The organism is Sphingosinicella xenopeptidilytica (genome assembly GCF_042676985.1).
Classification (GTDB): domain Bacteria; phylum Pseudomonadota; class Alphaproteobacteria; order Sphingomonadales; family Sphingomonadaceae; genus Sphingosinicella; species Sphingosinicella xenopeptidilytica.
On record NZ_JBHTIK010000015.1, the window covers coordinates 26,460 to 45,102 of the forward strand.

The following is an 18,643-nucleotide window of genomic DNA, read 5'->3' on the forward strand; positions in this document are numbered from 1 at the left end:
CTTTTTGGGGGCGGACCGGCTGGCGGTCCGCTCTGCGCCTTGCTAGCCTTGCCTCACGTATTCTTTGAAAACGGGAGGGACTCATGCTCGGCTACGCAACCGTCGGCACCAACGACATCGAAAAGTCGCGGGGCTTCTACGATCCGCTGCTCGCGGAATTCGGCGCAAAGCGCCTGATGGCGTTCGACAACGGCTTCACCATGTACGGCACGGGCTATGACGCCCCGATGCTCGCCGTGACGCCGCCCTACGACGGCAACGCCGCGACCGTCGGCAACGGCACGATGATCGCGCTCGTCGCCGGGAGCCGTCCGCAGGTGGACGCGGTCTATGCGAAAGCCCGCGCGCTCGGCGGCGCCGACGAAGGCGAACCCGGCGTTCGCGGAGAGGAGGGGCCGCAGGCGTTCTACGGCGCCTATTTCCGCGATCCCGACGGCAACAAGCTCTGCGTGTTCCGCATCGGAGGCGCCGCATGAAGCGCCTTCTGCTTGCCGCCGCGGCTACTGCGATCATGGCCGGTCCCGCCGCTGCGGACCCGGCACTGAAATCGGCGATCAAGGCGGATTACGACGCCTACCTCGGCCCGCTGTTCACGCATTTCCACCAGAACCCGGAGCTGTCCTATCTCGAAACCGAGACGGCGAAGCGCATGGCCGTCGAGCTGAAGAAAGCCGGCGCGACCGTCACGACCGGGGTCGGCGGCACCGGCGTCGTCGGCGTGATGAAGAACGGTGAAGGCCCGGTGCTGCTGCTGCGCGCCGATATGGATGGGCTCCCGGTCGAGGAAAAGTCGGGGCTCCCCTACGCCTCGAAGGTCACGCAGAAAGGCCTCGACGGGCAAGTTTACCCGGTGATGCACGCCTGCGGCCACGATACGCATATCACATCGATGGTGGGCACGGCGCGGCGCCTCGCGGCGATGAAGGACAAGTGGAAGGGCACGGTCCTGTTCGTCGTGCAGCCTGCCGAGGAGCGCGTGGGCGGCGCGAAGGCGATGCTCGCCGACGGGCTCTACACGCGCTTCCCGAAGCCGGACTATGCGGTCGCCTTCCATGTCGCCGCGAACCTGCCGTCGGGCAAGATCAGCGCTTCGGAAGGCCTGCAATATTCCTCGGCCGACAGCGTCGACATCACGGTGCATGGCGTCGGTGCGCACGGTGCCGCGCCGCACGCGGGCAAGGACCCCGTTTACATCGCCTCCGCGATCGTCGTGGCGCTGCAGTCGATCGTCAGCCGCGAGGTTGGCCCGCTGTCGCCTGCGGTGATCACCGTCGGCGCGTTCCACGCGGGGCACAAGCACAACATCATCTCCGACCGCGCCGACCTCCAGCTCACCGTGCGCGCCAACGACGAGGCGACGCGCGCGCAACTGATCGCCGCGATCGAACGCGTGGCGAAGAACGTCGCGCGGGCGAACGGTGTCGCGGAGGACAGGCTGCCGGACGTGAAGACCAGCGAGGGCACGCCCACGACGATCAACGACACTGCGCTCGCCCGCCGCATGAATGCGGCCCTGGCGCGCGATCTTGGGCCGGATGTGATGATCCCGTTCAGACAGGAAAACATGGGGGCCGAGGATTTCGCGTTCTTCGTGCAGCCCGATCTCAAGGTGCCCGGCTACTACTTCGGGGTTGGCGGTACGCCGCAGGCGGCCTTCGATGCGGCGAAGGCGGGCGGCCCGCCGGTGCCCTCGCACCACTCGCCGCTGTTCAAGATCGCGCCGGAACCCGCGGTGACGCTCGGCACCGAGGCGATGGTTTCGGCGACGCTCGAACTGCTGAAACCGCGCTCATGATATTTCAAGGTTAACAGCCTGTTATCTTTACCTTGATGGCGCCCGCACTATAATTGCGGGCGTCATTTTCCGCACAAAGGGTTTCCTCATGCGCGCCGGGTTCAGGCTCCTGCTTGCAGCAAGCGCGGCGGTGCCTTTGGCTGCCTTCGCGGGCAACGCTCTCTCGCCCGGCAAATGGGCCTCGACCGGCGCTGTCACCTCCGTCGACATGCCAGGGATGCCGCCCGAGGCGCTGGCGATGATGAAGAAACGCCCGATCAATCACAGCTATTGCCTCACGCCCGAACAGGCGGCGAAAGACCCGCGCCAGATGTTCAAGGGCGACAACGGCGAATGCGAGTACACGAAGTTCAACATGGCCGGTGGCAGGCTGAACGCTGCGATGCAGTGCAAGGGGCCGCAGGGCAAGATGACGATGACGATGCTCGGCACCTACAGCGCCACCAGCTATGAATCGACCAACGTCATGGTCGTGGAAGGCCCGCGCGGGAACATGCGGATGACTTCGAAGATCAGCGGCAAGCGTACAGGCGCCTGCTAGCAATACCTCTCAAACCTCCCTGCTTGTGGAAGTGTCAGCACTTTCATAGCCTTCGGCCCGTTCTGGGGAGGAACACCATGAAAGCCATGACCGGTATCGCCCTTTTTGCGGCGATCTTTTCCGTTTCCGCGCGCGCGGAGCCTGCGTTTCCCGATGCCGCCGCCAGCGATCCTGTAAAGCTCGGCTGGATGCAGGGCTCGCCGCCTCCGCCGGAAAAGCGCATTGCGTTCGGCGACTACAGCTTCTTCACCTTTCCGCAGTGGCGCTGGAGTTTCTCGCACTGGCGCGAACTGATGCCGAGCGTGGGCGTCTCGCGCGGGGCAGGGCCGGTGAGCGCGTTGCCGCGTGCTGAACGCAGCGACATCGATGGCGTGACGTTCACGCCGATAGGCGGAACGGCACCCATGACATGGGCCGCATCGCTTGCCGCCAACTACACAGACGGCATCGTCGTGCTCCACAAGGGGCGCGTCGTCTACGAGCGCTATTTCGGCGCGCTGAAGCCCGAAGGCGAGCACATCGCCTTTTCCGTCACCAAGTCGTTCATCGGCACGCTCGCCTCCATGCTGGTCGTGGAAGGCAAGATCGATCCAGCGAAAGCCGTGGCGTTCTACCTGCCCGAACTGAAAGACAGCGGCTTCGGCGACGCCACCGTCCGGCAGGTGATGGACATGACGACCGGTCTCGACTTCACCGAAAAGTACGGCGATCCGAACTCCTCGTTCGCGGGCTATGTCGCGGCGATCGGGGCGGGGCCGCGCCCGGCCGATTATGCGGGGCCAAATGGCGATTATGCCTATCTCGCCACGGTGAAGAAGGCGGGTGCGCACGGCGAAGGCTTCACCTATCGCACCGTCAATACCGATGTGCTCGGCTGGATCGTCTCGCGCGTCGGCGGCAAGCCCTTCACCGAGCAGCTTTCCGAGCGGATCTGGGCGCCGATGGGCGCGGAGGCGGACGGTTATTTCCAGGTCGATCCGGTCGGCACGCCGTTCGCGGGCGGCGGCTTCAACATGCGTCTGCTCGATCTCGCGCGCTTCGGCGAGCTGATGCGGCTTGGCGGGCGCATGGGCGGCAAGCAGATCCTGCCGGAAGCGGCGATTGCCGATATCGTGCGCGGGGCCCGCAAGGAAGACTTCGCCAAGGCGGGCTATGCGACGCTGCCGGGCTGGAGCTACCGGAACCAGTGGTGGGTCAGCCACAACTCACACGGCGCCTACACCGCGCGCGGCATTCACGGACAGGCGATCTATGTCGACCCGAAGGCTGAAATGGTCATTGCCCGCTTCGCCTCGCACCCGATGGCGGGAAATGCGAACTTCGATCCAACGTCGCTTCCCGCCTATCAGGCGCTCGCCGAGCACCTGATGCGTACGAAGTGATCAGGCCGCAGGCTCTTCGATCGGCTTCGGCTTCGTGCCCCCGCCAAGCCGGTCCGCCAGCTTGAACATGAACGGGTTGAGCGCGATCGAGAGCAGCGCGGCGGCGAGGATCAGGTTGTTCGTATCGTGCGAGATGAGTTCGAGCGTCACGCCGAGCCCGGCGAGGATGAACGAGAACTCGCCGATCTGCGCAAGGCTCGCCGCAATCGTAAGGCCTTCGCCCCGTTCTCGTTTGAACAGGCTCGTTACCGCCACGGCAGCAATGGACTTGCCGATAAGGATAATCGCCAGCGTCGCGATGACACCGATCGGTTCGCGGATCAGTGTCGAAGGATCGAACAGCATCCCAACCGACACGAAGAACAGCACTGCGAAGGCATCGCGCAGCGGCAGCGAACGTTCCGCGGCGTTGTGGCCGAGCGGCGTGCTGTTGAGCACGAGACCCGCAACGAAGGCGCCGAGCGCGAACGAAGCGCCGAACACCGCATAGGCGAGCCAGGCGATGCCGAGCGCGATGGCAAGCACGCCGAGCGTGAACAGTTCGCGTGAGCGCGTATGTGCGATCCACACGAGGATCACCGGCATGGCGCGCACGCCGACAACGAACATCAGCGCGAGGAACGCGGCGATCTTGGCGAAGGTCCAGGCGATTTCGCGTGCAATCGCAGCGCCACCGCCCATTTCACCCATGTTCGCCAGCAACGGCAACAGGACGAGCGCGATGATGATGACAAGATCTTCAACGAGCAGCCAGCCGACCGCGATCTGTCCGATGCTCGTTTTCAGCTGGCCCCGGCCTTCGATCGCGCGCAGCAGCACCACGGTCGATGCGACGGAGAGCGAGAAACCGAAGATTGCGGCTTCCGGCCCCGACATGCCCATCAGCAAGCCCGTGCCCCAGCCGAGCGCGGTTGCAACCGCGATCTGCACGATGGCACCAGGCAGCGCGATCGATTGAACGCGCATCAGTTCCTTCGGGGAAAAGTGCAGCCCGACGCCGAACATCAGCAGGATCACGCCGATTTCGGCGAGTTGGGGCGCGAGCGATTGGTCGGCCACCCAGCCCGGCGTGAAGGGTCCAACGACCACACCGGCAACAAGATATCCGACGATCGGCGAGAGTTTCAGCCGGTTCGCCAGCATTCCGAACAGAAAGGCGAGCACGAAGCCGCCGACGAGGATGAGGATCAGGTTGTCGTGGTGCACGCGCCTCGCATTTCGATTAGGATTTGATTTCGTATGATCTTATACAGGCGAGGGTCGCGCCGTCACCTGTACAGTGTGAAAATTGTTTATCGTTGCGGTATCTTCAAGATGCGGAACGAATTGCGGCTGCGCTTTCGCTTTCCGCCTTCAGTCGCCCACCGCTCAGAATCTCACCCGTGCGGGGCGCAAACAGCATCAGCATCTGGCCAAGGCCAAGCGCAAAGCCGAGCGCCAGCAGCGGGTGTATGAGGAGGAGGAGCGGATAGGCGGGCGATCCGAGCGGGCCGGTCAATGCCTCGAACAGTGGCGTCGAAAGCCAGATCAGGATCATGTGCGAGCAGAACAGGAAGAAGGCGTAGGGCTCCAGCCAGCGGAACATCGCGGGCCGCGCTGCGACGCCCCACGCGATGCGCGCGAAGGCGAGCGCCGCGGCAAGGCGAAGGCCGAGATCGAGCAGCGGCATCAGCGCCGGCGACATCACCGTTCCGCCCGGCACGGGCACGCTGACGATCAGCTTGATGACGGCGATGGCGGTGAACGGCGCGAGCGCCGCGGTGAAGGGCACCCCGGCGATGCGCGCGCCAAGGTCGTGGCGGCGTGCGGCGATGCCGAGCAGGAAGAACAGCAAAATCTGCGGTCTCAGCATCAGCGGAAAGAACCAGCCCGAGACGCTCCACGCCGCAACGAGCAGGATCGCGCCCGTCAGCCACGGCCCGCGCAGCCGGAGCAGCAACGGTGCCATCGCCATGCAGACGAAGAGGTCGCGCAGGAATGGCGTCTGCACGTTGATGTGATTGGGGGTGAGGATCGAGAGCAACTCGTCGATCAGCCACCAGAGGCTTTCGGGAATCGGTGCCCGCAGGAAACCGAGCCATGCCGTGCCCGAGACGAGCAGGATGGCGAGCGCGTTCCACAGCGCCATGGGCAGCAGAATCGTGCGCGCCTTGCGCTCAAGGAACGTGCGCCACGACCTTATCGCCGCGCCCGCGACGAGATAGCCCGAGATCATGCCGAGCAGCGGCACGGCGCTGCGGCCGAACACCTCCATCAGCACGAGGCGGAACAGGCCTTGGCCGGTCCCTGCTGCTGCTGTGAGTTCGGCGCCGCCGAGGCCCGTCCACGCATGGACATAGACGATGCCGAGCACACACAGCACACGTGTGACGGCGATCGTGTCGGAAAGGCGCGGGGAGAGCGGTTCGCCGGGCACCTTCTGATGAACGGATACGCTGTTCAAGCGCGCGCTTCCCGGCGGGCCCGCATCAGTCCTTCTTCTCGCGCACGATCTGGAAGTCGCTCGCGCTCAGCTTCACGTCCCATTTCGAGCCGTCCGCCTTGCGCGCGTCGTCCACCTCGAAGAGGGGGCCGTCGTCGTCGAGTTCGATCTCTTCCCAGCTCACATAGCCCGCGGCTTTCAGCACGGGCACGATCTTCTCGATTTCCGTCGCGGTGGCCTGGCGATCCGCAAATGCGGGTGCGGATAGGCCGATGAGCGCTGCCGCGCCGATTCCCGTGGCGATTTGCCGATACATGCCTGATCTCCTTGTCTTCCTCACCCAGCCGAAACGGTTGCTGCGTTTCGTCGGTTCCTTGGCAAGGCGCGGTTCGGCGTGCGCGCGGCGCTATTCGGCGGGCTCCAGCAGGCGTTCCTTGGCGATCTTCTCGCGCCAGACGAGCGGGGCGAGGTGGTGGACGTTCTTGCCCTCGCTGTCGACGGCGACGGTGACGGGGAAGTCCTTCACCTCGAACTCGTAGATCGCTTCCATGCCGAGGTCTTCGAAGCCGACGACCTTGCTGCCCTTGATGGCGCGGGCAACGAGATAGGCCGCGCCGCCCACCGCCATCAGGTAGGCGCTCTTGTGATCGCGGATCGCGTCCACGGCCATCGGCCCGCGTTCGGCCTTGCCGACCATCGCGGTGAGGCCCTGTTCCAGCATCATGCGGGTGAACTTGTCCATGCGGGTGGCCGTGGTGGGGCCTGCCGGGCCGACGACCTCTTCGCCCACGGGATCGACCGGGCCGACATAATAGATGACTCGGCCCTTGAACTCGACAGGCAGGTCCTCGCCTTTCGCCAGCATGTCCTGAATGCGCTTGTGCGCGGCATCGCGCCCGGTGAGCATCTTGCCGTTCAGCAGCAGCCGGTCGCCCTGCTTCCAGCTCTGCACGACCTCGGGCGTCAGCGTGTCGAGATCGACGCGGATCGCTTCCTTGGAAGGCGTCCATTCCACCTTCGGCCAGTCGGCAAGGTCCGGCGCTTCGAGATAGGCCGGGCCGGAGCCGTCGAGCACGAAGTGCGCGTGGCGCGTCGCGGCGCAGTTCGGGATCATCGCGATCGGCTTCGAGGCGGCGTGCGTCGGGCAATCGTAGATCTTGACGTCGAGCACGGTCGCGAGCCCGCCGAGGCCCTGCGCGCCGATGCCGAGCGCGTTCACCTTGTCGTGAATCTCGATGCGCAGTTCTTCGAGTTCGTTCTGCGGCCCGCGCGCCTTCAGCTCCGCCATGTCGATCGCTTCCATCAGCGATTCCTTGGCGAGCAGCATGGCCTTTTCCGCCGTGCCGCCGATGCCGATGCCGAGCATTCCGGGCGGGCACCAGCCGGCGCCCATCTGCGGCACCATCTCCAGCACCCAGTCCACGATGGAATCGCTGGGGTTCAGCATCTTGAACTTGGACTTGTTCTCGCTGCCGCCGCCCTTCGCCGCGACGGTGATCTCCACCGTGTCGCCGGGCACCATTTCGATGTGCACCACGGCGGGCGTGTTGTCCTTCGTGTTCTTGCGCGAAAATGCCGGGTCCGCAACGATCGAGGCGCGCAGGCGGTTCTCCGGGTGGAGGTAGGCACGGCGCACGCCTTCATCGATCATTTCCTGAACAGTTTTCGTGGTTTGCCACTGGACGTTCATACCGATTTTCACGAAGGCGGTGACGATGCCGGTGTCCTGGCAGATCGGGCGGTGCCCCTCCGCGCACATGCGGCTGTTCGTCAGAATCTGCGCAATTGCGTCCTTTGCGGCCGGTCCCTGCTCGAGTTCGTACGCGCGCCCGAGCGCGCGAATGTAGTCCATGGGGTGATAGTAGCTGATGTACTGAAGCGCGTCGGCGACCGACTCAATGACGTCTTCTTCGCGGATCACCGCCATGCAAAAGCCCTCTCGAAAAGACCGATTTGGGGGCGGTGATTAGCCATCGCGGAGGCCTTCGTCCACCAGTGTCTTGCACGGATTCTTCAAGCGATTCAGCTAAGTGCCTGATCTCGTCACAAAAACTTAAATTGTGTAAAAACCCCCTTGCGTTAGGCGCGGGTTCACCACAAAGTCTGGTTCTGGGACCGGGGGGTCACCACAACAGCTTGTGTCACACGGGAAACGAAGCTTTCCCGGGGCAGGGCCGGTTTTGCCCCCTTGGTCCGGCGAGAGATCGCCGGGGCCTGTGGATTACGAGGATATCGGGGACGGCGCGACATCGCCCGTATCCGTTGCGGGAAACACCCGCTACCCCATATTCGCAGTACCCCTTGACGAATTTGGAACGAAGCAGGAACATAGGGGAGTCGGCTCAGATGGATTTCAGTGGCGTGGATACGGCGACTCTTGACGGCGACCTCGACGTTGCGGCGGTGCGCCCGCGCGGCGCGAGTTCGCACGCCGTCGAGATCGACCATGGCCGCGACGCGCTCCTCACCGATTTCGGTCGGGAGACGCTCGAGGATCGCTACCTGCTGCCGGGCGAGAAGCCGCAGGATCTGTTCGCCCGCGTCGCCGCGGCCTATGCGGACGACGATGCCCACGCGCAGCGCCTCTACGACTATATCTCGCGCCTGTGGTTCATGCCCGCGACGCCCGTGCTCTCGAACGGCGGCACCGGGCGCGGCCTTCCCATCTCCTGCTACCTGAACAGCGTGTCGGACAGCCTTGAAGGCATCGTCGGCACGTGGAACGAGAACGTCTGGCTCGCCTCCAAGGGCGGCGGCATCGGCACCTATTGGGGCCATGTCCGCGGCATCGGGGAGCCCGTGGGCCTGAACGGCAAGACGTCGGGCATTGTCCCGTTCGTGCGCGTCATGGATTCACTGACACTGGCGATAAGCCAGGGATCGCTGAGGCGGGGATCCGCAGCTTGCTACCTCGACATCTCGCACCCGGAGATCGAAGAGTTCCTCGAAATCCGCAAGCCTTCCGGTGATTTCAACCGCAAGGCCTTGAACCTCCATCACGGCGTCCTTGTCACCGACGCCTTCATGGAGGCCGTGCGAGATGGTCTTCCCTTCGATCTCGTCAGCCCGAAGGACGGTTCGAAGCGGGGTCAGGTGGATGCGCGCGCGCTGTTCCAGAAGCTGGTCGAGACCCGGCTGGCGACGGGCGAGCCATACATCATCTTCATCGATCACGTGAACAACACGATGCCGAAGCATCAGCGCGACGTCGGCCTCAAGGTCACCACGTCGAACCTGTGCTCGGAAATCACGCTGCCGACCGGCGTCGACCAGCACGGCAAGGACCGCACGGCGGTGTGCTGCCTCTCCAGCCTCAACCTCGATACGTGGGACGAGTGGTCGAAGGACAAGGCCTTCATCGAGGACGTGATGCGCTTCCTCGACAACGTGCTCAGCGACTATATCGAGCGGGCGCCCGACGAGATGGAGCGCGCCAAATACGCCGCCGCGCGCGAGCGCTCGGTCGGTCTTGGCGTCATGGGCTTCCACAGCTTCCTGCAGGCGCGTTCGATCCCGTTCGAAGGCGCGATGGCGAAGTCCTGGAACCTCAAGATCTTCCGCCACATCCGCGCGCACGTGGATGAGGCCTCGATGCTGCTCGCGACCGAGCGCGGCGCCTGCCCGGACGCTGAGGATATGGGCGTGATGGAGCGTTTCTCGTGCAAGATGGCGATCGCGCCGACCGCGTCGATCAGCATCATCTGCGGCGGCACATCGGCCTGTATCGAGCCGATCCCCGCGAACATCTACACGCACAAGACGCTGTCGGGCAGCTTCACCGTCCGGAACCCGCACCTTGAAAAGGTGCTGGAGGACAAGGCGAAGAACAGCGACAAGGTGTGGAGCACGATCCTGGAGCGCGGCGGCTCCGTGCAGCACCTCGATTTCCTCACGCCCGAAGAGAAGGCGACGTTCCGCACCGCGTTCGAGATCGATCAGCGCTGGCTGCTCGAGCTCGCCGGCGACCGCACGCCCTATATCGATCAGGCGCAGAGCCTCAACCTGTTCCTGCCGGCGGACATCGAGAAGTGGGATCTTCTGATGATGCACTACCGGGCGTGGGAGCTGGGCATCAAGTCGCTCTATTATTGCCGCTCCAAGTCCATCCAGCGCGCGGGCTTCGCGGGCGGCGTGGAGGCGGACAACACCATCGACCTCAAGATGATCGAGGTGGAGGTGAAGGACTACGACGAGTGTCTCGCTTGTCAGTAGGGACCTGCCAATAGGGGTTTCGATCAAAGCGATACTTTGATCGCGGGAAACAGTGTAAATTCGGGCGGCCTTGAAGCCTGGCCCGCAATGGGAAAGTAACGGCGATGCCTCTTCTGCAAGCCTCCAAGCAGTACAAGCCCTTCGAGTATCCGTGGGCATACGACTATTGGAAGCTCCAGCAGCAGCTCCATTGGCTGCCAGAGGAAGTGCCGCTCGGCGAGGATTGCCGGGATTGGGCGCAGAAGCTCTCGGATCACGAGCGCAACCTGCTCACGCAGATCTTCCGCTTCTTCACGCAGGCGGACGTCGAGGTGCAGGATTGCTACCACGAGAAATACGGCCGCGTCTTCAAGCCCACCGAGATCAAGATGATGCTGACCGCGTTCAGCAACATGGAGACGGTGCACATCGCCGCCTACAGCCACCTGCTCGACACGATCGGTATGCCCGAAAGCGAGTACGGCATGTTCCTTCAATACAAGGAAATGAAGGACAAGCACGATTACCTCGCGACCTTCGGCGTCGATACGGACGAGGATATCGCGAAGACGCTCGCCATGTTCGGCGGCTTCACCGAAGGGCTTCAGCTCTTCGCCAGCTTCGCCATGCTGATGAACTTCCCACGCCACAACAAGATGAAGGGCATGGGCCAGATCGTCAGCTGGTCGGTGCGCGACGAGAGCCTGCACTGCGAGGGCATCATCAAGCTGTTCCACACCTTCTGCCAGGAGCGGGATTGCCTGACCCCGGCGATGCGCAAGGAAATCCGCGACACCTGCTATCACACGGTGGATCTGGAGGACGCGTTCGTCGATCTGGCGTTCGAGATGGGCCCGGTGCCCGGCATGACGCCCGACGACATCAAGAACTACATCCGCTTCATCGCTGATTGGCGGCTCAGCCAGCTTGGCCTCAAGCCGATCTACAAGATCAGCGAACACCCGCTGCCGTGGCTCGCGCCGCTGCTGAATGGTGTCGAGCACGCCAACTTCTTCGAAACCCGCGCCACCGAATATTCGAAAGCCGCCACCAAGGGCAGCTGGAACGACGTGTGGGACGCCTTCGACAAGCGCAAATCCGCGAAAATCACCACCGCCGCCAACGAGGCGGGCGACGCGCAGGGGCTGCTGGGGGTGGCGGAGTAGGTTGATCGCAGCTTTTTAAGAGAGGGGGTGTTTACTATGGCTTCCTAACAAACTCGGACAGAAAGCTGGATCTCTGATCTATCGGGGACGCACAAGCTACTGACGCTACCTTTGCATTCATGCTGAGGATTCGGGTCCGGACAATGTGCTTCCGGGACACAAGATCAACAATCCAAACTGTCCCTAAACGCCTCTTTCTAAAGGAGAACGCTATGCGCGTTTTTTTTATGATGGAGAGCGGTTGTGACTGGCGTTGGTATGCCGAGTCGGATGAAGGAGACCCGTTGGGTCGTTCCGGCTTCGCATTTCCAACGCTTCCTGAAGCACAACAAAACTTCGAACTGGTGTGTTCCGACAAGGAATGGATTTAGCCGGTAGTCATCAACCGTGGCGGAGGTGATGTCATCACCTCCGCCACTCCAATATCAGAGTTAGAGAATACGTTCAGCGCTCATAGCTGCGTGAAGCACACGTACAATGCGAACGCCCTGATCATCGACGGCATAGAAGATCCGATGACTGCGGCAGGGCAGGGTGCGATATGGCTTCCGGAGGTCGGTTCGGAGCATTCCCGCTTCAGGATGTCGCACCAGCAAGTCGAAGTTCATTTTCAGCTTCGCCATGTAGACATCGGCAATCTCTGGCCCGAATTCGGCTTCGCTCCATTCATAGATATGCGCGAGGTCGGCAAGCGCCGCCTCGGTGAAACGGACGTCAGCCACGCGCGCGGCGGCGTTTCCGGTGGTCTGCTATCACATCGTCGATGGTGCGCGTGCTGATGCCCGACTTCTCCCCGGTATCGAGTGCAGCTTCCAGTGCCGCCAGTTCGTCCGCCCGTTCCTGATCCCGCCGGATCAGGTCGCGCACATAGTCGCTGGTGCTGCTGTAGCGGCCTTCGGCCACACGGTGTTCCGCCCAGTTCTTGAGGGCGTCGGGGATCGAGACGTTCATCTGTGCCATGTCAATCTTTATAGAATTTCCTATAAATCTTGACAAGTGTCCACTCTACCGCCCCAGACTCCAAACCCTGTTCTAATAGGATTTCCTGTGCCAGCGTTCCTGCATTGCGGGCCGCCTAACCCGGCGTGCCGAAGAAAACAGGAATTGCGCGCTTGGCCTCCACTTCCTCTACTTGTCCGTCTCGCTCGCGCGGAAAAGCGTGTGGCTTTGCCGGAAACGGACGCGAGCGATCTCCCCGGACTGTCTCCGAAACCGCGCCGCTCGCCTCCGGGTTCACCCCGGTCTCACTTCGCTCACCCCAGGCGCCGCATCAGCAACCACAAACACGCCAGCAGCACCACGATGTCGATGGCGACGAACGCCGTGCCGATCGGCGTCCAGCTGCCTTTGCCGGGCGGGTTCGCGGCGAAGGAGAGCGCAGCGCCGATCGCGGGGAGGATAAGCCCGGCCCAGAGCGCTCCGCGCCCGCCGCTGCGCCACAGGAAAATGCCGATCAAAAAGTAGCCCGCGCCGAATGCGGCGGTGATCGCGAGTTCCGGGCTCATCGGCCGCAGCGCGAGCAGCGCGACGTGTCCGACGCCGGTCAGCAGCATCAGCGTGCCTGCGCTCTTGCGTATGAAATCGGCGCTCATGATTGGTCCTTCCCCGTCTGCACCCGTTCCGGTCTGCGGCCGATCGTGGTGGGCTGCGCGTGGCGGCGCAACGTCTTCAAAAGGACAGGAAAGAAATGTGGGGGACAGCAGGAGCGCGCTATCCCCCGAGGAGGAGGTGTTTACTGCGGGGAGGGTCCGCCGGCCCCTTGCGGAGGGTGGTGGGACGGTAGTCGCCGGCGGAACCTCCCCTCTGTAGGTAAGGCAGCGCTGCGTTCGGACTTTGATCTGAGTCAAACTCGCTTTGCGGCGCGGTTCTTTCTTTCAAAGGAAAACGGCGGTTTAGCGTGCGATGCGCAGCAGCTTCTCGCGAGAGGTGTCGCCGCGCGCGACGCTGACGGCGGATTTGGGAAGGCCGAGCGCCTTCGCGACGAGTCGGCAGACAGCGGCGTTCGCTTTGCCGTCTTCGGGCGGGGCGGAAACCCACACGCGGGCGCGCGGGCCTTCGGGCGTGTCTTCAACGACGATGCGTTCGCCGCCGCGCGCTTTCGGCGTCACCCGCACGGCGAGCGTGCCGTCGGGCGAAACGAGCGCTGCGAGCGCGGCTTCCATCCTTCAGCGGCCAACGAACAGGAAGCCGACCGCCGCCATGATGCAGCCGAAGGCCGCGAGGTGGCGCCAGTGCAGCGGTTCGCCGAGATAGGTGACCATGAACACGCCGAAGATGGTGAGCGCGATCGCCTCCTGCGCGATCTTCAGCTGCCCCGGTGTCCAGCCGGCGGCGGCGCCGATGCGGTTCGCGGGGACCGCGAGCGCATATTCGAAGAAGGCGATGCCCCAGCTGATGAGGATGATCACGAACATCGGCCTTGCGCCCGCCGCGCCGGCCTTCAGGTGCCAGTACCACGCGAAGGTCATCAGGATGTTCGAGAAGGTGAGGAGGACGATCGTCTGCATGGAGACACGTCTTAGCGCGCGCGGGGGCACGCCGCCACGGCTGTTCAGGCACGAGTCAGCGTTCCATGGCAACCTTCGCGGGGAAGCTTTTCGTGGGAGCCGTTTGCGCAGTCTTGCGTTTGGCAGCCGAAGCGAAGGCTTCATGTGACTGGTTTTGGAGAGGTTTATGAAAAAGGTCGTATTCGCCGCGGTTGCGGCTTCGCTGATCCCGCTTGCCGGTGTCGCCTCGGCTCCGGCGTTTGCCGATCCGCCGGAGTGGGCGCCCGCGCACGGCAAGCGCGCCAAGGATCGGGATCGCTGGTATGCCGATGATCACTACCGCAAGGGCAATTATCGCGAGCGGCGCCTCGGCCGCGACGAGCAGATCTATCGCGGTCGCGACGGGCGCTATTACTGCAAGCGCAAGGACGGCACGACCGGCCTCATCATCGGCGGCGTGGCTGGCGGCGTGCTCGGCCACGAGATCGCGCCGGGCGGCTCCAAGACCGTTGGCGCCGTGCTCGGCGCTGTCGCGGGCGGCCTCGTCGGCAAGAGCCTCGACGACGGTGTCAAGTGCCGCTGAGCTGACGGAATAACAAGGCTTCCTGTCCGGTATCCGCTTTTGTTAGGGTGGGGCCGGACAGGGAGGCCTTTTCATGATGAAACAAGGATTTGTGGCGGGTGCAGCACTGCTGGCGCTTGCGGCGTGCGGCGGCAACGATGCCAGCGAGGCCTCGAAGGGCGAGGGCAAGGAGGTCGCCAGCGGCAGTGTCGAAACCGGGGAGGGCGAGGCGCAATACAGCGTGCGTCAGGACGGCGAGAATTCCACCGTCACCGTCACCGGACCCGATGGGCAAACGGGCACGTTCAAGAGCGGCGAGGCTGCCGCGAGCTTCCTCCCCGATTTTGCGCCGCTCTATCCGGGCGCGAAGGTTGTCGGCGGCGCGGGCGGGGATTCCAGCACGGGCAAGGGCGGCATGGTCAACTTCGAAACCGGCGACGCGCCGGAAAAGGTGATCGCCTGGTACAAGGCAGCGGCCGAGAAGTCCGGCCTCAAGGTCGCCGGTGAAATGACGACGCCCGAGATGCGCATGGTCGCTGCGCAGGACGACGCGACCGGGCGCAGTCTGCAGGTCCACGCCTCCGCGAAGGAAGGCGGCGGCAGCACCGCGAGCCTGATCGCAGGCAGCAAGTAGAGGGGGCTGGAGCGGAGTTGATAACAGGGCCGTAAGGTTAACCATCAAAGTTTTGACGTTAACCGCCTTCGGCAAGACCTCGTTAGTCATTCGGGTCGCTAATGGGCACCGGGTCAAGAAAATGCTCGGGAGTCTAGGGGCCATGGACAAGGTTGAACTCGCTGACGCGGTCTACGCCCGCGTCTTCCCTATGATCATTATCATCTGCGCCGTTGTCGGCACCGCCAGCTTCGCGCTGCAAAATTATTCGCAGGCGGTGTGGGCCTTTATCGCGATCGGCCTTGCGATGAAGCTCAACGGCATCATAGAGCGCCGCCGTTTCGAACGCTCGGAACGTCTCGCGGCACTCGGCTGGAACCGCGCGCGCAATCCGCTCGGTTCATTCTGAACACTCCGTCCGAAGTTCGGTCGCGCCGCCCCCGATCCCGCCCGGGGGTGGCGCCTTCCGTTCGCCGATTGGACAATTGACTAACACTTGAGGCTGCGACATCCTCCGCTCCGGGAAGTTCGTAAAGAACGCCGGAAACCGGCAAAGGGTGGGAGCAGCAGCTATGAAGACGATCACCGCGTTCGCCGCGTTGATGGCGACGGCAGCATGGACCGCGCAGGCTTTCGCGCAGCAAGCGGGCGAGCAGGCGGACACCGCCGAAGAGCAGGTCGCCGAAACCATCATCATCACGGGCACGCGCATCAGCCGCCCCGAACTCGACTTCGCGAACCCCGTCACAACGCTGTCCGCTGACGCCATCGCGCAGTCCGGCAAGACCAATATCGCCGATTTCCTGACGCAGAGCCCGGCACTCGTCGGTTCCCAGACGGGCAACCTCACCGGCGGTTCCGAGTCGGAGTTCGGCGAGGCGGGCCTCAACCTCCTCGATCTCAGGAACCTCGGCACCGACCGCACGCTGGTGCTGGTGGACGGGCGCCGTCACGTGTCCGCGCTCGCGGGCTCGGCCGCGGTGGACATCAATGCCATCCCCACGGACCTCATCGAAGCCGTCGACGTGCTGACCGGCGGCGCTTCGGCGATCTACGGCGCGGACGGTGTCTCGGGCGTCGTCAACTTCCGCCTGAAGCACGATTTCGAAGGCATCACCGCGCGCGGCCAGATCGGCATTTCGCAGCGCGGCGACGGTGGCAACCGCTACGGCGCGATCACCGCAGGCACCAACTTTTCCGAAGGCCGGGGCAACATTGCCGCCGCTTATGAATACAACAAGGAAGACAGGCTGAACGAGCTGCAGCGCTCGCGGCTACGCAATCCGCGCGCCAAGTGGCTGTACCGGAATCAGGGCGATATTCCGGACGATCCCAGTATTCCGGACTATATCCCCTATAACGACGTCCGCTATGCGGACAGCGCGCGCATGGGCGCCGTCGATGTCGATTTCGACTATGCGTCCGACTTCGAGGGCGACGGCGACATCTACGATCGCGGCCTCGTGCTGGAGGAATCCGGCGGATACGCGCAGGGCGGATCGAGCACGCCCATCGACGGCTACCAGGGCGACCTCTTCCCGGGCCTGGAACGCCACCTCCTCAACGTCCTAGGCCGCTATGAATTCAGCGATGCTTTCACTCTCTTCGCGGAAGGCAAGTACGTCCGCACCAAGGCGTGGACGCAGCAACAGCCGACCTACGATTTCTACCTGTTCCAGACTGCGGAAAACCCGTTCATGCCGGATTCGATCCGCGACGCGATCGTGCCTGGCGCTGCAGCCGCCGCCTACGAAGATCCGGAGATGCCGGACGGCGTGTGGGTTACGCGCGACAATTTCGATCTCGGCGTCAATTTCGAGGAGAACGTCCGCCAAACGCTGCGCGGTGTGATCGGCGCCAGCGGCAATTTCAGCGAGCACCTGAAATACGAAGTGTCGTACGTCTACGGCCAGACGAAGACGCGCACGTTCAGCCAGGGCAACCGGCTGGAAGCCGAATGGCAGGCGGCGATCGATGTTGTCGCCGATCCCGACACGGGCGCGCCGATCTGCCGGACGATGCTTGACCCGGACAATCCGTTCCCAAACTGTGTACCGTATAACATCTTCGGCGAGAATGTGCGCGATCCGGCCGCGATCGGCTTCGTGACGACTGATAGTCTCAGCCGTGCGAAGGTAACCCAGCACGTTGTCTCGGGCTCGATTTCGGGCGACACGGGCGCATTCTTCAATCTTCCGGGCGGGGCGGTCGGCTTCGCCGTCGGCGCCGAGTATCGCAAAGAGAAGAGCACGTTCGATCCGGACCCGGTGATCCGCGACGGTTTGACATGGTACGGTGCGATCCAGCCATCGAGCGGCAGCTTCGACGTGAAGGAAGTGTTCGCCGAGATCAACCTGCCGCTGTTGAAGGACGTGCCGGGCGCACACCTGCTGTCGTTCGGCGGCGCCATCCGGCTTTCGGACTACAGCACGATCGGATCGACGACGACGTGGAAGGTGGACGGCGTCTACGCGCCGATCCCCGACGTCTCGTTCCGCGCGACCTATTCGCAGGCGGTGCGCGCGCCGAATATCGCGGAGCTGTTTGCGCCGGAAAGCTCTTCGTTCAACTTCATCGTCGATCCGTGCGACACGCTGGAGCTGAACAACGGCACCTCGACACGCGAAGCGAACTGCGCGGACTTGATCGGCGGGCTCGGTATCGACCCGACGACGTTCAGCCCGTCGAGCGACCCCAGCTCGTCACTTTTCACCGAGGGTCTGAGCGGCGGTAATCCCGACCTTCAGGAGGAAACCGCGAAGACGTGGACGGCGGGCGTCGTGCTGCGCCCGCGTTTCCTGCCGGGCTTCACCTTCTCGGCGGACTGGTACGACATCAAGATCAGGAACGCGATCAACACGCCGCAGGCCGAGGAACTCGCCGAGCTGTGCGTCGACCAGCCGACGCTCGACAATCCGTTCTGTTCGGCGATCACGCGCGATCCCGACACGGGCTTCATCACCGGCTTCACCTCGCGGCCCGACAATGTCGCGCAGTTCCGCACTGCCGGGCTCGACGTAACGCTCGCCTACCGGATCCACACGGATACGGCGGGCACGTTCAACGTTGCGCTCGCCGGCAATTATCTCGACCGTCTGGATTTCGTGGCGACGCCGGGTGCCGAGGTCGATTCCGACCGCGATGAGGCGCTCGCCTATGCGCCGCGCTACTCGGCGACGCTCGATCTCACGTGGAACAAGGGGCCGGTGACGATCGCGTACGGCATCTCGTGGTTCGACAAGACCCGCCGCTTCACGACCGAGGATCTCGCAGGCGATCCCGATTACAGTGATCCCAAATACTTCTGGGCAAAGCAGAAGTGGGAGCACGAAGTGCAGCTGAGCTACGACATCGGCGAACGATTCAGCATCTACGGCGGCGTCAACAACCTGTTCGACGAGAAGCCGGCGTTCAATTTCAGCTCCTATCCGGTCTCCGCGATGGGCCGCTATTTCTACATGGGTGCGACCGTTTCGTTCTGAACG

General features: G+C 63.6%; 20 protein-coding genes. 11 read left to right on the forward strand and 9 right to left on the reverse strand.

What is annotated here, in order from left to right; translation table 11 throughout:
• Positions 1-83: 83 nt before the first annotated feature.
• From ACFQ00_RS16865 to ACFQ00_RS16880, 4 genes are all read left to right on the forward strand, one after another.
• Complete coding sequence (locus tag ACFQ00_RS16865; protein WP_381493538.1) at positions 84-476, forward strand: VOC family protein; 393 nt, start codon at positions 84-86, stop codon at positions 474-476.
• Positions 473-1,795 (forward strand): amidohydrolase, encoded by a 1,323-nt coding sequence (locus ACFQ00_RS16870; RefSeq protein ID WP_381493541.1) that lies wholly within the window; start codon positions 473-475, stop codon positions 1,793-1,795. Before ACFQ00_RS16865 ends, ACFQ00_RS16870 begins: the two co-directional genes overlap by 4 nt.
• A gap of 88 nt (positions 1,796-1,883) precedes the next feature.
• Entirely contained in the window at positions 1,884-2,336 is a 453-nt protein-coding gene (locus ACFQ00_RS16875) for a DUF3617 domain-containing protein (protein ID WP_381493544.1), read from the forward strand.
• Between the two features lie 77 nt (positions 2,337-2,413).
• Positions 2,414-3,718, forward strand: coding sequence for a serine hydrolase domain-containing protein (locus tag ACFQ00_RS16880; RefSeq protein ID WP_381493547.1), 1,305 nt, complete (start codon positions 2,414-2,416; stop codon positions 3,716-3,718).
• On the opposite strand, the gene ACFQ00_RS16885 is transcribed toward ACFQ00_RS16880, so the two are convergent.
• The 4 genes from ACFQ00_RS16885 to ACFQ00_RS16900 all read right to left on the reverse strand — a co-directional run bounded on the left by ACFQ00_RS16885 (position 3,719) and on the right by ACFQ00_RS16900 (position 8,067).
• On the reverse strand, positions 3,719-4,924 hold the full coding sequence (locus ACFQ00_RS16885) for a cation:proton antiporter domain-containing protein (RefSeq protein ID WP_381493550.1): 1,206 nt from the start codon (positions 4,922-4,924) through the stop codon (positions 3,719-3,721). It abuts the gene before it with no gap.
• A 103-nt stretch (positions 4,925-5,027) separates the two neighbouring features.
• On the reverse strand, positions 5,028-6,161 hold the full coding sequence (locus ACFQ00_RS16890; RefSeq protein ID WP_381493553.1) for an acyltransferase family protein: 1,134 nt from the start codon (positions 6,159-6,161) through the stop codon (positions 5,028-5,030).
• 25 nt (positions 6,162-6,186) lie between these two features.
• On the reverse strand, positions 6,187-6,456 hold the full coding sequence (locus ACFQ00_RS16895) for a PepSY domain-containing protein (protein WP_381493556.1): 270 nt from the start codon (positions 6,454-6,456) through the stop codon (positions 6,187-6,189).
• A 90-nt stretch (positions 6,457-6,546) separates the two neighbouring features.
• Positions 6,547-8,067 (reverse strand): fumarate hydratase, encoded by a 1,521-nt coding sequence (locus ACFQ00_RS16900; protein ID WP_381493559.1) that lies wholly within the window; start codon positions 8,065-8,067, stop codon positions 6,547-6,549.
• A 419-nt stretch (positions 8,068-8,486) separates the two neighbouring features.
• Here ACFQ00_RS16900 and ACFQ00_RS16905 point away from each other — a divergent pair, with 419 nt between their 5' ends.
• The 3 genes from ACFQ00_RS16905 to ACFQ00_RS16915 all read left to right on the forward strand — a co-directional run bounded on the left by ACFQ00_RS16905 (position 8,487) and on the right by ACFQ00_RS16915 (position 11,868).
• Complete coding sequence (locus ACFQ00_RS16905) at positions 8,487-10,352, forward strand: ribonucleoside-diphosphate reductase subunit alpha (RefSeq protein ID WP_381493563.1); 1,866 nt, start codon at positions 8,487-8,489, stop codon at positions 10,350-10,352.
• Between the two features lie 104 nt (positions 10,353-10,456).
• Positions 10,457-11,497, forward strand: a complete 1,041-nt coding sequence (locus ACFQ00_RS16910) for a ribonucleotide-diphosphate reductase subunit beta (RefSeq protein WP_374592698.1) — start codon at positions 10,457-10,459, stop codon at positions 11,495-11,497.
• Positions 11,498-11,709: 212 nt separating this feature from the next.
• Positions 11,710-11,868: a hypothetical protein gene (locus ACFQ00_RS16915; protein ID WP_381493567.1), complete on the forward strand. Its 159-nt coding sequence runs from the start codon at positions 11,710-11,712 to the stop codon at positions 11,866-11,868.
• Positions 11,869-11,928: 60 nt separating this feature from the next.
• Here the strand turns inward: ACFQ00_RS16915 and ACFQ00_RS16920 are convergent, their stop codons facing one another.
• The 5 genes from ACFQ00_RS16920 to ACFQ00_RS16940 form a co-directional block, all read right to left on the reverse strand.
• Positions 11,929-12,219 (reverse strand): type II toxin-antitoxin system RelE/ParE family toxin, encoded by a 291-nt coding sequence (locus ACFQ00_RS16920; protein ID WP_381493570.1) that lies wholly within the window; start codon positions 12,217-12,219, stop codon positions 11,929-11,931.
• Positions 12,212-12,457 carry a type II toxin-antitoxin system ParD family antitoxin gene (locus tag ACFQ00_RS16925; RefSeq protein WP_381493573.1) on the reverse strand — a complete coding sequence of 82 codons (246 nt, stop codon included), beginning with the start codon at positions 12,455-12,457 and terminating at the stop codon, positions 12,212-12,214. The genes ACFQ00_RS16920 and ACFQ00_RS16925 overlap by 8 nt, the downstream gene beginning before the upstream one ends.
• A gap of 293 nt (positions 12,458-12,750) precedes the next feature.
• Positions 12,751-13,089, reverse strand: a complete 339-nt coding sequence (locus tag ACFQ00_RS16930; RefSeq protein WP_381493576.1) for a hypothetical protein — start codon at positions 13,087-13,089, stop codon at positions 12,751-12,753.
• Between the two features lie 300 nt (positions 13,090-13,389).
• Positions 13,390-13,659: a DUF167 domain-containing protein gene (locus ACFQ00_RS16935; RefSeq protein WP_381493579.1), complete on the reverse strand. Its 270-nt coding sequence runs from the start codon at positions 13,657-13,659 to the stop codon at positions 13,390-13,392.
• Positions 13,660-13,662: 3 nt separating this feature from the next.
• Positions 13,663-14,004 carry a DMT family protein gene (locus ACFQ00_RS16940; protein WP_381493582.1) on the reverse strand — a complete coding sequence of 114 codons (342 nt, stop codon included), beginning with the start codon at positions 14,002-14,004 and terminating at the stop codon, positions 13,663-13,665.
• Between the two features lie 166 nt (positions 14,005-14,170).
• Between ACFQ00_RS16940 and ACFQ00_RS16945 the strand changes: the two genes are divergently transcribed.
• From ACFQ00_RS16945 to ACFQ00_RS16960, 4 genes are all read left to right on the forward strand, one after another.
• Complete coding sequence (locus tag ACFQ00_RS16945; RefSeq protein WP_374592709.1) at positions 14,171-14,566, forward strand: glycine zipper 2TM domain-containing protein; 396 nt, start codon at positions 14,171-14,173, stop codon at positions 14,564-14,566.
• 73 nt (positions 14,567-14,639) lie between these two features.
• Positions 14,640-15,179: a hypothetical protein gene (locus ACFQ00_RS16950; protein ID WP_381493586.1), complete on the forward strand. Its 540-nt coding sequence runs from the start codon at positions 14,640-14,642 to the stop codon at positions 15,177-15,179.
• 142 nt (positions 15,180-15,321) lie between these two features.
• A complete protein-coding gene (locus tag ACFQ00_RS16955) occupies positions 15,322-15,567 on the forward strand; it encodes a hypothetical protein (RefSeq protein WP_374592713.1) in 246 nt (81 codons plus the stop codon).
• A 163-nt stretch (positions 15,568-15,730) separates the two neighbouring features.
• Positions 15,731-18,640, forward strand: coding sequence for a TonB-dependent receptor plug domain-containing protein (locus ACFQ00_RS16960; RefSeq protein ID WP_381493589.1), 2,910 nt, complete (start codon positions 15,731-15,733; stop codon positions 18,638-18,640).
• Positions 18,641-18,643 lie beyond the last annotated feature (3 nt).

What these genes read in the sequence shown, in the direction of transcription:
- ACFQ00_RS16865 (WP_381493538.1), top strand. Translation starts at nt 84, where the DNA reads ATGCTCGGCTACGCAACCGTCGGCACCAACGACATCGAAAAGTCGCGG.
- ACFQ00_RS16870 (WP_381493541.1), top strand. Translation starts at nt 473, where the DNA reads ATGAAGCGCCTTCTGCTTGCCGCCGCGGCTACTGCGATCATGGCCGGT.
- ACFQ00_RS16875 (WP_381493544.1), top strand. Translation starts at nt 1,884, where the DNA reads ATGCGCGCCGGGTTCAGGCTCCTGCTTGCAGCAAGCGCGGCGGTGCCT.
- ACFQ00_RS16880 (WP_381493547.1), top strand. Translation starts at nt 2,414, where the DNA reads ATGAAAGCCATGACCGGTATCGCCCTTTTTGCGGCGATCTTTTCCGTT.
- ACFQ00_RS16895 (WP_381493556.1), bottom strand. Translation starts at nt 6,456, where the DNA reads ATGTATCGGCAAATCGCCACGGGAATCGGCGCGGCAGCGCTCATCGGC.
- ACFQ00_RS16900 (WP_381493559.1), bottom strand. Translation starts at nt 8,067, where the DNA reads ATGGCGGTGATCCGCGAAGAAGACGTCATTGAGTCGGTCGCCGACGCG.
- ACFQ00_RS16905 (WP_381493563.1), top strand. Translation starts at nt 8,487, where the DNA reads ATGGATTTCAGTGGCGTGGATACGGCGACTCTTGACGGCGACCTCGAC.
- ACFQ00_RS16910 (WP_374592698.1), top strand. Translation starts at nt 10,457, where the DNA reads ATGCCTCTTCTGCAAGCCTCCAAGCAGTACAAGCCCTTCGAGTATCCG.
- ACFQ00_RS16915 (WP_381493567.1), top strand. Translation starts at nt 11,710, where the DNA reads ATGCGCGTTTTTTTTATGATGGAGAGCGGTTGTGACTGGCGTTGGTAT.
- ACFQ00_RS16925 (WP_381493573.1), bottom strand. Translation starts at nt 12,457, where the DNA reads ATGGCACAGATGAACGTCTCGATCCCCGACGCCCTCAAGAACTGGGCG.
- ACFQ00_RS16930 (WP_381493576.1), bottom strand. Translation starts at nt 13,089, where the DNA reads ATGAGCGCCGATTTCATACGCAAGAGCGCAGGCACGCTGATGCTGCTG.
- ACFQ00_RS16935 (WP_381493579.1), bottom strand. Translation starts at nt 13,659, where the DNA reads ATGGAAGCCGCGCTCGCAGCGCTCGTTTCGCCCGACGGCACGCTCGCC.
- ACFQ00_RS16940 (WP_381493582.1), bottom strand. Translation starts at nt 14,004, where the DNA reads ATGCAGACGATCGTCCTCCTCACCTTCTCGAACATCCTGATGACCTTC.
- ACFQ00_RS16945 (WP_374592709.1), top strand. Translation starts at nt 14,171, where the DNA reads ATGAAAAAGGTCGTATTCGCCGCGGTTGCGGCTTCGCTGATCCCGCTT.
- ACFQ00_RS16950 (WP_381493586.1), top strand. Translation starts at nt 14,640, where the DNA reads ATGATGAAACAAGGATTTGTGGCGGGTGCAGCACTGCTGGCGCTTGCG.
- ACFQ00_RS16955 (WP_374592713.1), top strand. Translation starts at nt 15,322, where the DNA reads ATGGACAAGGTTGAACTCGCTGACGCGGTCTACGCCCGCGTCTTCCCT.
- ACFQ00_RS16960 (WP_381493589.1), top strand. Translation starts at nt 15,731, where the DNA reads ATGAAGACGATCACCGCGTTCGCCGCGTTGATGGCGACGGCAGCATGG.